Source organism: Paraburkholderia diazotrophica (genome assembly GCF_038900755.1).
Taxonomy (GTDB): domain Bacteria; phylum Pseudomonadota; class Gammaproteobacteria; order Burkholderiales; family Burkholderiaceae; genus Paraburkholderia; species Paraburkholderia diazotrophica_A.
In genome coordinates this window covers 194,364-207,324 of the sequence record NZ_JBBPEN010000007.1, presented here as the reverse complement: position 1 = coordinate 207,324, position 12,961 = coordinate 194,364, and the positions used below count along the sequence as shown (strand labels likewise).

Sequence of the window (12,961 nt, the reverse complement as noted above, 5' to 3'; positions counted from 1 at the left end):
TCCTCCGCGCAATCGCCGACACCATTTAGCCGCCCCATGTCAGAAGGCGGAATGAATGGAATCGATCGGGATCGTCGCTCCACAAACAATGCATTTCTCCGAGCCGCTGCGCCTGCAAAGCGGCAGCTCGCTCGCGAACTACGACCTCGTGGTCGAAACCTACGGCGTGCTCAACGCCGCGCGCAGCAATGCCGTGCTCGTGTGCCACGCGCTCAACGCGTCGCATCATGTCGCGGGCGTCTACGCGGATGATCCGAAGAACGTCGGCTGGTGGGACAACATGGTCGGTCCCGGCAAGCCGCTCGATACGAACCGCTTCTTCGTGATCGGCGTGAACAACCTCGGTTCGTGCTTCGGCTCGACGGGTCCGATGAGCATCGATCCGTCGACGGGCCGTCCGTATGGCGCGAGCTTTCCCGTCGTGACCGTCGAAGACTGGGTGAACGCGCAGGCGCTCGTGGCCGACGCGTTCGGCATCGAGAAATTCGCGGCGGTGATGGGCGGCAGCCTCGGCGGCATGCAGGCGCTCGCGTGGAGCATGATGTACCCGGACCGGCTCGCGCATTGCATCGTGATCGCGTCGACGCCGAAGCTCTCCGCGCAGAACATCGCGTTCAACGAGGTGGCGCGCTCGTCGATCCTGTCCGACCCGGACTTTCACGGCGGCGATTACTACGCGCACGGCGTGAAGCCGAAGCGCGGGCTGCGCGTCGCGCGGATGATCGGCCACATCACGTATCTGTCCGACGACGACATGGCCGCGAAATTCGGCCGCGCGCTGCGTCGCGCGGAGGGCGCGGACGACGTGTACAACTTCAACTTCGATGTCGAGTTCGAAGTGGAATCGTATCTGCGCTACCAGGGCGAGAAGTTCGCCGATTACTTCGACGCGAACACTTATCTGCTGATCACGCGCGCGCTCGATTACTTCGATCCCGCGAAGGCCTACGACGGCGACCTCACGGCCGCGCTCGCGCACACGAAGGCGAAGTATCTGATCGCGAGCTTCGCAACCGATTGGCGTTTCGCGCCTGCGCGGTCGCGCGAACTGGTGAAGGCGCTGCTCGATCACAAGCGTCAGGTGACGTACGGCGAGATCGACGCGCCGCACGGCCACGACGCCTTCCTTCTCGACGACGCGCGCTATCACAACCTGATGCGCGCCTACTACGAACGCATTGCAGCCGAGGTGAACGCATGAACGAGCGCGCTTTCGATTATCTTGCGACGCGCCCCGATTTCCGCGCGATCGCCCGCTGGGTCGAACCCCGCGCGACGGTGCTCGACCTGGGTTGCGGCGACGGCTCGCTGCTGTCGCTGCTCGCCGAAGAACTCGAAGTCAGCGGCTACGGCATCGAGATCAACGATGCCGGCGTGCTTGCGTCGACGAAAAACGGCATCAACGTGATCCAGCAGAATCTGGAAGACGGCTTGCGTCTCTTCGAGGACGGCAGCTTCGATTTTGCGATCCTCTCTCAAACGCTGCAGACCATCCATCAGACGGCCGCGATCCTGCGCGAGACCGTGCGCGTCGGCAAGGAATGCATCGTTTCGTTCCCGAACTTCGGCTATTGGGCGCACCGTCTGTCGGTGTTGAAGGGACGCATGCCCGTGTCGAAGTCGCTGCCTTATCAGTGGCACAACACGCCAAACGTGCGCGTGCTGACGATCAAGGACTTCGAAGCGCTCGCGCCGGAAGTCGGCATCGAGATTCTCGATCGCGTGGTGCTGCACGGCGGACAGGTGGTGCGTTGGGGCGTGAACTGGCGTGGTAGTCTTGCGGTCTATCGCGTCAAGAAAAGCTAACGTCACTCAACTCATGTCGAACCCGCCACACGAGGCGCCCGCACTTACCGCTCACGAAGAACATCCCGGCTGGCGCGCGTTTCTCAACACGCGCATGCTGATCTGCGTCTTCCTCGGCTTCACGTCGGGGTTGCCGCTCTTCACGCTCGTCTATCTCGTCCAGGCCTGGCTGCGCTCAGAAGGCGTGAACCTGAAGGAAATCGGCCTGTTCGCGCTGATCCAGTTTCCCTATACGTGGAAATTCGTCTGGGCGCCGCTGATGGATCGCTATGTGCCGCGTCTGCCAGGCTGGCAACCGGGGCGCCGGCGAGGCTGGATGCTCGTCACGCAGATTCTCGTCGCCGCTGCGATCGCGTCGCTCGGCATCGTGTCGCCGCGTGATTCGATCTGGACGGTCGCCGCGCTGACGGCGCTCGTCGCGTTCTTCGGCGCGAGCCAGGACATTTCGATCGACGCCTATCGGCGCGAACTACTGCACGACGCCGAGCAGGGTCTCGGCAACGCGGTGCACGTGAACGCGTACAAGGTCGCGGCGCTCGTGCCCGGTTCGCTCGCGCTGATTCTTTCCGATCATCTGCCGTGGGCGACCGTGTTCATCGTGACGGCTGCGTTCATGCTGCCCGGCATGGTCATGACGCTCGTCGTGCGCGAACCCGAAGTGCACGGCGCGCCGCCGAAGAATCTGCGCGACGCGATCATCGAACCGTTCCACGAATTCATTCTGCGCGACGGCTGGCGCGGCGCCCTGTTCGTGCTCGGCTTCATCTTCCTGTACAAGCTCGGCGATACGATGGCGACCACGCTGTCCACTTCGTTCTTTCTCGACATAGGCTTCTCGCGCACGCAGATCGGCGTGATCGCGAAGACGACGGCGTTCGGCGCGAGCCTCGCGGGCGGCATCATCGGCGGCATCGCGCTGATGCGCATCGGCATTGGACGCGGGCTGTGGATATTCGGCATCCTGCAGATGGTGTCGACGCTCGGCTTTGCGTGGCTTGCGCATGTCGGGCCGACGTCGCCGGGACTGACGGTCGTCTACGACATCGCCGTCGCGCTGAGCGCGGCCACGACGAAGCTGCTGTCGCTGCTAGGCATCGGCTGGACCGTGCAGCTCGATCCGATGTCGGTTGCGCTCGCGATCGTCTACGGCTTCGAAACCTTCGCGACGGGCCTGACACTTGCTGCGTTCACCGCATACATCGCGAGCACCACCGACCCACGCTATACGGCGACCCAATTCGCGCTCTTCACGTCGCTGGCTTCCGTGCCGCGCACGCTCGCATCGGCGGCGAGCGGCTTTCTCGTCGCGCGAATCGGATGGTTCGACTACTTCATCGTCTGCACGGCGCTCGCTTTGCCCGGCATGCTACTGTTGTTCCGGATCGCCCCTTGGAGAAAGCAGTCGTGATGGTGTTCGCGTCACGGCGCGCAGCCAACCGATCGGCCCTGCGCGCCCGTTCCGCTGAGGCTCCTGCATATCGCGTGCTCGTGCGGGCGCATGCATTGCGTCTGGCCGTCAGCGCTGCGTGCGTGATGTTGGGCGCTGCGTCGTGGCAGGCGCGCGCCGCCGACACGGCGTCGAATGTCAGCGCGCCGCCCGCCGCGAATGCATCCTCCACGGCCGGCGCGCCCGCTGCTCCTTCGGCGCCGTCTGCACCGTCAGCGCCGAAGGCCGAATCGGCGGCGTCGGGCGCATCGGCGCCAACGACGGCGGCCTCCGCGCCGCCGCCCGCTCCCGTCACGGCGCGGAATCCCGCGCCTGCTTCGGCCGCGTCTGCGCCGACCGCCTTCCAGCCGAGCCAGCAATTGCGCTACGGCAACTACGCTGTGTTTCGCAATCTGATTCCATCGCCGATGCTGGAAAGCCAATCCGCTGAGGAATTCGATCAGATCGCGCGCGGCGCCGAGCACATGAACCGGCTTTACCCGCCATCGGATGCGCGCGTGACGCGCGTGCAGTCCATCGTCGACAAGCTGATCCCTTATTCGCTGAAGTGGAGCGATCGCGCGAAGAACTGGAAGTGGGACATCGCGGTGCTGCGTTCATCGGACATTCGCGCGTACTGCCTGCCGGGCGGCAAGATCGTCATCTATGGCGGCATGCTCGACAAGGTGCGCCTGAACGACAACGAACTCGGCATGCTGCTTGGTCACGAGATCGCGCATGCGCTGCGTGAACACGCGCGCGAGCGTCTCGGCGAACAGCAGGCCGCGCAACTGGGCTCGGGGACGATGCCGCCGCTCTTCGGTCTCGCCGATCTCGGCGAAGCGCCGCTCGGCATCGGCACGCAGCTGCTGGAAATGAAGTATGAACGCGCCGACGAAACGGAAGCCGATGTGATCGGCAGCGAGATTGCGTCGCGAGCGGGCTTCGATCCGCGCGCGGCGATCACGCTATGGGACAAGCTCGCCGTCGCAACGCGCAATAACCGCGATCAGGGCTTCATCTACGTGCATCCGTACAACCCGGTGCGCCGCGCGGACATCATGAAGCGCCTGCCCGACATGCTGCCGCTGTACGCAAAGGCGATCGGCAAGACGGTCGATGCGCTGCCCGACTACGCGGGCATCGGCCGCCCGCGCCGCACGACCGCGAGCGACTGACGCGCGAGCGGTTATGTCGCGAGCGTGTGGTTGTAGTCGACGGTCAGCGGCGCGTGATCGCTGAACTTGATGTCGCGGAAAATCGAGGTCTTTTTCGCGGTGGCCGCAATGCCCGGCGTCGCGATCTGATAGTCGATACGCCACCCGACGTTCTTCGCGTACGCCTGACCGCGATTGCTCCACCATGTGTATTGCTCGGGCCGCGGGTCGAGCGTGCGGAAAACGTCGACGTAACCGACGTCGTCGAAGAGCTTCGTCAGCCACGCGCGTTCTTCCGGCAGACAGCCCGAGTTCTTCTGATTGCCCTTCCAGTTCTTGATGTCGATTTCCTTGTGCACGATGTTCACGTCGCCGCACAGGATCACTTCGCGCTCTGTCGACAGCTCGGCGAGATGCGGCATGAACACATCCATGAAACGGTACTTGGCCTGCTGGCGCTCGTCGCCGCTCGACCCCGACGGCACATATACCGAGATCACCGACAGATTGCCGAAACGCGCCTCCACGTAGCGCCCTTCGGGATCGAATTCTTCGCTGCCGAAGCCGATCACGACTTCATCCGGCTCGTGACGCGTATAGACGCCCGCGCCGCTATAGCCCTTCTTCACGGCGTGCTGAAAATAGCCGGTAAAGCCGTGCGGCGCGAGGAATTCAGGCGTCATGTCGTCCTGCGAGCATTTGATTTCCTGCACGCACACGACATCGGCCTTCTGCTCGCCGAACCATTCGAAAAAGCCTTTCTTGGCTGCCGAACGGATGCCGTTCAGATTGGCGGTGATCACACGCAACATGTTTTTCCTTCGTTATGTTTTCGTTTATTCGACGACGTGACGTTCACTCGACTATCACGCCTTTTAGCGATTCTTTGGCGGGTGGGAATTCGAGCTTCAGCGACTCGAACGTGCGCAGCAGCAGCTCGCCGACCATCACGTTGCGATGCGTCTTCGAGTCGGCGGGTATCACATGCCACGGCGCGTATTCCGTCGATGTCGTCGCGAGTGCTTCCTCGTACGCGACCTGATACTTGTCCCACAGCTTGCGCGCGTCGAGATCGGAGACGTCGAATTTCCAGTGCTTCGTCGGATCGTCGATGCGCGATTGCAAACGCTCACGCTGCTCGTCCTCCGATATGTGCAGCATGCATTTGATGATCGTCGTGCCGTTTTCCGCCAGCATCCGTTCGAAGTCGCGAATGTGCCGGTAGCGGCGATTGCGTTCGTCCTTGTCCAGCGAGCCGAGAACATAAGGCACGAGCACGTCTTCGTAGTGGCTGCGATTGAAGATCGTCAGTTCGCCGGCCGCGGGTGCCTGCGAATGCACGCGCCACAGAAAGTCGTGCGCGAGCTCGATCGGCGTCGGCGCCTTGAACGGCACGATGCGCAAGCCGAGCGGATCGACTTCATGAAACACCGCGCGTATCGTGCCGTCCTTGCCGCTCGTGTCCATCCCTTGCAGCACGAGCAGCACGCGCTGAACACGCTGCGCGTGCAGGCGCTCCTGCTGCGCGTCGAGCAGCGTGCCGATTTCAGCGAGACGCTCGCGGTCGGTCTCCTTCGATCCCGTTGAAAACGGCTTCGACGACGGATCGATGCTGGCGAGAGAAAATTTCGACTTGTTGCCGTCGTCGAAAAAAGGCACACGATATCCGTCGAGACCGTTCTTCTTTGCCATTGCTGTTTTCTCCTGTTTCTCCTTCGCGGCGACACGTCACGCCGATTGAAAAAGCAAACGGGCCGTTGCGCCACTTTCGATGCGACAACAGCCCGTCATGGCCCCGCGCGCGACACGCTGCGCGCAAGAGCCGATCCCGCTACCGATCCCACTACGGCACTCAGCCCAGCTTCTTCCTCAGCAACTCGTTGACCTGCTGCGGATTCGCCTTGCCCTTGGTCGCCTTCATCGCCTGACCGATCAGCGCGTTGAACGCCTTTTCCTTGCCCGCGCGGAATTCTTCAACCGACTTCTGGTTCGCGGCGAGCACCTCGTCGATGATCGCTTCGAGCGCGCCCGTATCCGAAATCTGCTTGAGCCCCTTCGCTTCGATGATGCGGTCGGCGGCGGCTTCGTCGGTGGCTTTCTCTTCCCAGATCGACAGGAAGATTTCCTTTGCGATCTTGTTCGAGATCGTGCCGTCGGCGATACGTTGCAGCACCAGCGCGAGTTGCGCGGCCGAAACCGGGCTGTCGGCGATGTCAAGGCCTTCGCGGTTCAGCTGCGACGACACTTCGCCCATCAGCCAGTTCGCCGCGACCTTGGCTTGCGCTGCACCGACCTTCGCCACGACGGCTTCGTAGTACGCGGCCATTGCCTTGCTCGACGTGACGACGCCGGCATCGTACGAGGTCAGGCCGTACTGCTCGACGAAACGCTTCTGCATCGCCGCGGGCAATTCCGGCAATTCGCCCCTCACGCGCTCGACCCACGACGCGTCGATCACGAGCGGCATCAGATCGGGATCGGGAAAATAGCGGTAGTCGTGCGCGTCTTCCTTGCTGCGCATCGAACGAGTTTCGCGCTTGTCCGGATCGTACAGACGCGTTTCCTGCACCACCGTGCCGCCGTCTTCGATCAGCTCGATCTGACGGCGCACTTCGTACTGGATCGCTTCTTCGAGAAAGCGGAACGAGTTCAGGTTCTTGATCTCGGCGCGCGTGCCGAATTCCTTCTGGCCGAACGGACGGACCGACACGTTCGCATCGCAGCGGAACGAGCCTTCCTGCATGTTGCCGTCGCAGATGCCGAGCCACACGACGAGACCATGCAACGCCTTCGCATACGCAACGGCTTCGGCGGCGCTGCGCATTTCCGGCTCGGTGACGATTTCGAGCAGCGGCGTGCCGGCGCGATTCAGGTCGATGCCCGTCATGCCCGCGAAGTCTTCGTGGAGTGACTTGCCCGCGTCCTCTTCGAGGTGAGCGCGCGTCAGGTTGATGGTCTTTTCGTACGCCGGCACGCCCGCCTTTTCGTTCGCCGGCACCTGGATCGTGATCTGGCCGCCCTGCACGACGGGAATCTCGTACTGGCTGATCTGATAGCCCTTCGGCAGATCAGGGTAGAAGTAGTTCTTGCGCGCGAAGATGCTGCGCGGCGCGATCGTCGCGTCGATCGCGAGACCGAACTGGATTGCGCGCTCGACAGCGCCCTTGTTCATCACGGGCAGCACGCCCGGCAACGCCAGATCGACGGCGCAGGCCTGTGTGTTGGGCTCGGCGCCGAACTGCGTCGCCGCGCCCGAGAAAATCTTCGAGACCGTCGACAGTTGCGTGTGCGTCTCGAGACCGATAACGACTTCCCATTGCGTTGTCATAACTCAAACTCCCGCCGGCGCCTTGCGATGCCAGTCGGTGACGCGCTGGAACGCGTCCGCCACCTGGAGCATGCGTGCTTCGTTGAAATAGTTGCCGATGATCTGCAGGCCGACGGGACGCTGCGCATTCGCGCCCGCGCCGAAGCCGCACGGCACGCTCATGCCGGGCAAGCCAGCGAGGCTCACCGACAGCGTGTAGATATCCGCCAGATACATCTGCACGGGGTCGTCGCCCTTCGCGCCGATATCCCACGCGACCGACGGCGCGACGGGGCCCATGATCACGTCGCACTGCTTGAACGCTTCCTGGAAGTCCTGCGCGATGATGCGGCGAATCTTCTGCGCCTGCAGGTAGTACGCGTCGTAGTAGCCGTGCGACAGCACATACGTGCCGACCAGAATGCGGCGCTTCACTTCAGGGCCAAAGCCTTCGGCGCGCGACTTCTTGTACATGTCGAGCAGATCGCGATACTCGGCCGCGCGATGACCGTAACGCACGCCATCGAAACGCGACAGGTTCGACGACGCTTCCGCCGGCGCGATCACGTAGTAGACGGGAATCGACAGCTCGGTCTTCGGCAGCGACACTTCGACAAGCGTCGCGCCGAGCGCTTCATATTGCTTCAATGCGGCGTCGATGGACGCGCGCACGTCGTCGGCGAGCCCCGCGCCGAAGTACTCCTTCGGCAAGCCGATGCGCAAGCCCGCGAGCGGCTTGCCGGCCGCGTTGTCCGAATCGTTCGCGCCCGACCAGGTCTGGCCGAGGTAGCGCGTGTAGTCTTCATGATCGTGCGTGAGGCTCGTCGAATCGCGCTCGTCGAAGCCCGCCATTGCGTTGAGCAGCAGCGCGCAATCGGTGGCCGTCTGCGCCATCGGGCCGCCCTGATCGAGCGACGAGGCAAACGCGATCATCCCGTAACGCGACACGCGTCCATAAGTGGGCTTGATGCCCGTGATGCCGGAGAACGAAGCGGGCTGACGGATCGAACCGCCCGTATCCGTGCCCGTCGCGGCAGGCGCGAGGCGCGCGGCGACAGCCGCTGCCGATCCACCCGACGAACCGCCCGGCACCGCCTTGCGGTCCCATGGGTTTTGCACCGGGCCGAAACGCGAGTTCTCGTTCGATGAGCCCATCGCGAACTCGTCCATATTCGTCTTGCCGACGCACACCATGCCCGCGCGCGCGAGTCGCTCGACGACGGTTGCATCGAACGGGCTCACATAGTTTTCGAGCATCTTCGAGCCGGCCGTCGAGCGCCAGTTGCGCGTAACGAATACGTCCTTGTGCGCGATGGGCAGGCCCGTCAGCGGACCGGCGTTGCCCGCGGCGAGCTGGGCGTCGGCGGCTTTCGCCTGCGCGAGCGTCTGCTGCTCGTCGACGTGAACAAATGCGTTCAGCGCCTCATGGTCTGCGATCCGCTTCAGATACGTCTGCGCCAGTTCGACTGCGGAGCATTGCTTCGCGTCGAGCGCGGCACGCAGCTCCGTCAAGCTTTTTTCATGCATTGCGTTTTTCCTGGAAAGCGCGACGGCGCGATGCGCCGCCGTGTTGGCATCCGGCCGCCCGCCGGCAGGCCGGGCCGAAAAATGCGGGACGTGTCGCGCGCGCAACGTCGCACGCGTGACACAGAACCCTGTGCTTAATCACGCCTGCCCTGGCGCTTACTCGATGACCTTCGGCACCAGATACAGGCCGTCTTGCACAGCGGGCGCCGGGCGCTGGTATTCATCGCGATTCACGCTTTCGGTCACGGCGTCTTCGCGCAGACGCAGCGCCACGTCTTCGATCTGCTCGATGGGGTGGGCAAGCGGCGCGATGCCCGTCGTGTCGACCGCCTGCATCTGCTCGACAAGACCAAAGAAATCGTTGAGCTGCGTGAGCGTGTGCTCCGCGTCGGCATCGGGCAATTCGAGCCGTGCGAGATGGGCGATGCGTTTCACATCGGTCAGGGTCAAGGCCATGCGATCACCGGAAAAGTGGCGGTCTGCCGCAACGATGAAAAACGATGCTGCGACAGCAGGTTAGGTCATTGGAGCAGGCCCTCGAAATTGGGGCCGGCGACGGCAAAAAGTGCCGTTCGTTTCCTTTAAATCAAGCAAAATTATAAGGTATCATTACGCGTTCGACCCAAACCCGGACCGACTTACCAAGGCCTTTCTGGCATTTTCAGAGATCGCTGAACGACAGATCTGCCGCCTTGCTATAGCCTCCGGTGCGTTTTCCTCGCAGTTTCATGCTTCCACGGCCGCAACGGCCGAACGTGAGGCTGCTAACTTTATTCCGCTGCCGCCCTATGCATACGATGCGAGGCCCGGCCCCAAGCGAGACAGGAATTTGAATGTTCGGTTTTTTGCGCAGCTATTTCTCCAACGATCTGGCCATTGACCTCGGCACGGCCAACACGCTGATCTACATGCGTGGCAAGGGTATCGTTCTCGACGAGCCGTCCGTCGTTTCGATTCGCCAGGAAGGCGGCCCGAATGGCAAGAAGACCATTCAGGCAGTCGGCAAGGAAGCAAAGCAAATGCTCGGCAAGGTGCCGGGCAACATCGAGGCGATCCGCCCGATGAAGGACGGCGTGATCGCCGACTTCACCGTGACGGAACAGATGATCAAGCAGTTCATCAAGACCGCGCACGAATCGCGCATGTTCTCGCCGTCGCCGCGCATCATCATCTGCGTGCCGTGCGGCTCGACGCAGGTCGAACGCCGCGCGATCAAGGAAGCGGCACACGGCGCGGGCGCATCGCAGGTCTATCTGATCGAAGAACCGATGGCGGCTGCGATCGGCGCGGGTCTGCCGGTGTCGGAAGCGACGGGCTCGATGGTCGTCGACATCGGCGGCGGCACGACGGAAGTCGGCGTCATCTCGCTGGGCGGCATCGTGTACAAGGGCTCGGTGCGCGTCGGCGGCGACAAGTTCGACGAAGCGATCGTCAACTACATCCGCCGCAACTACGGCATGCTGATCGGCGAACAGACGGCCGAAGCCATCAAGAAGGAAATCGGCTCCGCGTTTCCGGGCTCGGAAGTCAAGGAAATGGAAGTGAAGGGCCGCAATCTGTCGGAAGGCATTCCGCGCAGCTTCACGATTTCGAGCAATGAGATTCTCGAAGCATTGACCGATCCGCTGAACCAGATCGTGTCGTCGGTGAAGATCGCGCTGGAACAGACGCCGCCGGAACTGGGCGCCGACATCGCCGAACGCGGCATGATGCTGACGGGTGGCGGCGCGCTGCTGCGCGACCTCGACCGCCTGCTGGCAGAAGAAACCGGCCTGCCCGTGCTGGTCGCCGAAGATCCGCTGACGTGCGTCGTGCGCGGCTCGGGCATGGCGCTCGAACGCATGGACAAGCTCGGCAGCATCTTCTCGTACGAGTAAGCTTGTCAGTCCCCATGTCGGTAACACGCACTGAAAGGCTGGCTCCGCCAGCCTTTGTGCGTTGTGCGCGCAACCTGGCGCGCTGAAGTCACACCCACTCGCTCACGCTCCCGGCGACCATGGAATACAGTCCGCCGCCCCTGTTCAAGCAAGGCCCCTCGGCACTCGCACGACTGATTTTCTTCGTGCTGGTGGCGCTCGCCCTGCTCATTTCCGACGCGCGCTTCAATACGCTCGAGATCGTTCGCGGCGTGCTCGGCGCGGGCTTGTATCCTTTGCAGCGCGCGGCGCTCGTGCCACGCGACATCTTCATGGGCGCCGCCGATCTCGCCGTGACGAGCGCAACGCTTCGCAGTGAAAACGCGAAGCTGCGCACACGCAATCTGCAATTGTCGCAACAGGCCAACGAGGCCGCGCAGCTCGGCGCTGAAAATATGCATCTGCGCAATCTGTTGCAGCTATCGCAGAAGATGACGACGCAATCGATTCCCGCCGAAATCCAGTACGACACGCGCGATCCCTTCACGCAAAAGGTCGTGATCGGTCGCGGCTCGCAGCAGGGCATCAAGGGTGGTTCGCCTGTCGTCAACGAAGACGGCGTGATCGGCCAGGTGACGCGCGTGTTCCCGATGCAATCTGAAGTCACGCTGCTCACCGACAAAGATCAGGCCGTGCCCGTGCAGATCGTCCGCACCGGCTTGCGCAGCGTGATCTATGGCACGCCCAAGGGCGACGCGCTCGATCTGCGTTTCGTGCCGATCAGCGCCGATGTGCTCGCGGGCGATGAACTGGTGACGAGCGGTCTGGACGGCGTGTATCCGCCGGGGCTGCCCGTCGCGAAGGTCGTGCGCGTCGACAAGCAGGCGGACACGGCGTTCGCGCGCGTGATCTGCCAGCCGATCGCCCCCGTGCGCGGTGCTCGCGACCTCCTCGTCCTACATTACGAAAGCAACGTGCCGCCGCGCCCTGCCGACGAACCGGATCCAGCCGCCGCCGCGAAGGAAGCGAAAAAGAAGAACGCGAAAGCGCCGGAGAAAGGCAAGCCGGGCGAGAAGGACGCGAAGCCGGCACCGGCCGCGTCGACGCCCGCTGCGGCGGCGGCACCGGCTGCGATAAAGGCGGCGTCGTCGGTCAAGCCCGCCGGCAAGGCCACGACCGATAAGAAGCCAGCCGCTGAAAAGGGCGCGAAGCCACAAGCCGCGCAAGGGGCCCAGCAATGAATCGCCCTCAGTACATCCTGCAGCCCGTCAATCCCTACTTCATCGCGTTCAGCCTGGCCGCCGCGTTCCTGCTGAACATGATGCCGTGGGGACGCCTGATCGGCGTGCCCGATTTCGTCGCGCTCGTGCTGCTGTTCTGGAACGTGCATCAGCCGCGCAAGGTCGGCATGGGCATCGCGTTCATGCTCGGCCTGTTGATGGACGTCCACAACGCAAGTTTGCTCGGCGAACACGCACTCGCGTACACGCTGCTCTCGTATGGCGCGATCACGATCCATCGCCGCGTGCTGTGGATGCCGATCGGCGTGCAGATTTTCGCCGTGATGCCGTTGCTCGTCGTCGCTCAGTTGGTGCCCTTCGTGATCCGCCTGCTGACGGGCGCTTCGTTTCCGGGCTGGGGTTATCTGATCGACGGTTTCGTCGAGGCCGCGCTCTGGCCTATCGCGAGCATTCTGCTGTTGATGCCGCAGCGCCGTCCCGCCGATCCGGACGATACGCGGCCCATCTGACCACGCGCGCCGCCCGCTCGCTCATGAACGCGCATCCGTGTTGCCGCCTTCACGATCGTCAGGCGGCGCAACGCGCGTTGCGGCAAGATGAAGCGGCGCCAAAGCCGGCTGCGTATGGGGACGCGACCCGGC

At 63.3% G+C, this 12,961-nt stretch carries 12 protein-coding genes; 7 read left to right on the top strand and 5 right to left on the bottom strand.

Features of this window, described 5'->3' with window-relative positions; genetic code table 11:
- Positions 1 to 55 precede the first annotated feature (55 nt).
- Genes metX through AABE10_RS22405 form a run of 4 tightly spaced genes read left to right on the top strand, consistent with a single transcriptional unit; the run spans position 56 to position 4,410 of the window.
- Positions 56 to 1,201 carry a homoserine O-succinyltransferase MetX gene (gene metX / locus AABE10_RS22420; protein ID WP_342935435.1) on the top strand — a complete coding sequence of 382 codons (1,146 nt, stop codon included), beginning with the start codon at positions 56 to 58 and terminating at the stop codon, positions 1,199 to 1,201.
- Entirely contained in the window at positions 1,198 to 1,806 is a 609-nt protein-coding gene (gene metW, locus AABE10_RS22415; protein WP_342935434.1) for a methionine biosynthesis protein MetW, read from the top strand. Before metX ends, metW begins: the two co-directional genes overlap by 4 nt.
- Before the next feature lie 13 nt (positions 1,807 to 1,819).
- Entirely contained in the window at positions 1,820 to 3,214 is a 1,395-nt protein-coding gene (locus AABE10_RS22410; protein ID WP_342935433.1) for an AmpG family muropeptide MFS transporter, read from the top strand.
- Complete coding sequence (locus tag AABE10_RS22405) at positions 3,214 to 4,410, top strand: M48 family metallopeptidase (protein ID WP_342935608.1); 1,197 nt, start codon at positions 3,214 to 3,216, stop codon at positions 4,408 to 4,410. The genes AABE10_RS22410 and AABE10_RS22405 overlap by 1 nt, the downstream gene beginning before the upstream one ends.
- 11 nt (positions 4,411 to 4,421) lie before the next feature.
- On the opposite strand, the gene AABE10_RS22400 is transcribed toward AABE10_RS22405, so the two are convergent.
- The 5 genes from AABE10_RS22400 to gatC form a co-directional block, all read right to left on the bottom strand.
- The gene (locus tag AABE10_RS22400; RefSeq protein ID WP_342935432.1) at positions 4,422 to 5,201 is read right to left on the bottom strand and encodes an exodeoxyribonuclease III; all 780 of its coding nucleotides are present in this window, start codon (positions 5,199 to 5,201) and stop codon (positions 4,422 to 4,424) included.
- 43 nt (positions 5,202 to 5,244) lie between these two features.
- Complete coding sequence (locus tag AABE10_RS22395) at positions 5,245 to 6,081, bottom strand: PPK2 family polyphosphate kinase (RefSeq protein ID WP_342935431.1); 837 nt, start codon at positions 6,079 to 6,081, stop codon at positions 5,245 to 5,247.
- A 160-nt stretch (positions 6,082 to 6,241) separates the two neighbouring features.
- Positions 6,242 to 7,717 carry an Asp-tRNA(Asn)/Glu-tRNA(Gln) amidotransferase subunit GatB gene (gene gatB, locus AABE10_RS22390; protein WP_342935430.1) on the bottom strand — a complete coding sequence of 492 codons (1,476 nt, stop codon included), beginning with the start codon at positions 7,715 to 7,717 and terminating at the stop codon, positions 6,242 to 6,244.
- 3 nt (positions 7,718 to 7,720) lie between these two features.
- Positions 7,721 to 9,223: an Asp-tRNA(Asn)/Glu-tRNA(Gln) amidotransferase subunit GatA gene (gene gatA, locus AABE10_RS22385; protein WP_342935429.1), complete on the bottom strand. Its 1,503-nt coding sequence runs from the start codon at positions 9,221 to 9,223 to the stop codon at positions 7,721 to 7,723.
- A gap of 156 nt (positions 9,224 to 9,379) precedes the next feature.
- A complete protein-coding gene (gatC, locus tag AABE10_RS22380; RefSeq protein WP_342935428.1) occupies positions 9,380 to 9,679 on the bottom strand; it encodes an Asp-tRNA(Asn)/Glu-tRNA(Gln) amidotransferase subunit GatC in 300 nt (99 codons plus the stop codon).
- 377 nt (positions 9,680 to 10,056) lie between these two features.
- Here gatC and AABE10_RS22375 point away from each other — a divergent pair, with 377 nt between their 5' ends.
- From AABE10_RS22375 to mreD, 3 genes are all read left to right on the top strand, one after another.
- Positions 10,057 to 11,100 (top strand): rod shape-determining protein, encoded by a 1,044-nt coding sequence (locus AABE10_RS22375; RefSeq protein ID WP_004189550.1) that lies wholly within the window; start codon positions 10,057 to 10,059, stop codon positions 11,098 to 11,100.
- 119 nt (positions 11,101 to 11,219) lie between these two features.
- A complete protein-coding gene (mreC, locus tag AABE10_RS22370) occupies positions 11,220 to 12,320 on the top strand; it encodes a rod shape-determining protein MreC (RefSeq protein WP_342935427.1) in 1,101 nt (366 codons plus the stop codon).
- Positions 12,317 to 12,829, top strand: coding sequence for a rod shape-determining protein MreD (mreD, locus tag AABE10_RS22365; protein ID WP_087732228.1), 513 nt, complete (start codon positions 12,317 to 12,319; stop codon positions 12,827 to 12,829). The genes mreC and mreD overlap by 4 nt, the downstream gene beginning before the upstream one ends.
- Positions 12,830 to 12,961: the final 132 nt, after the last annotated feature.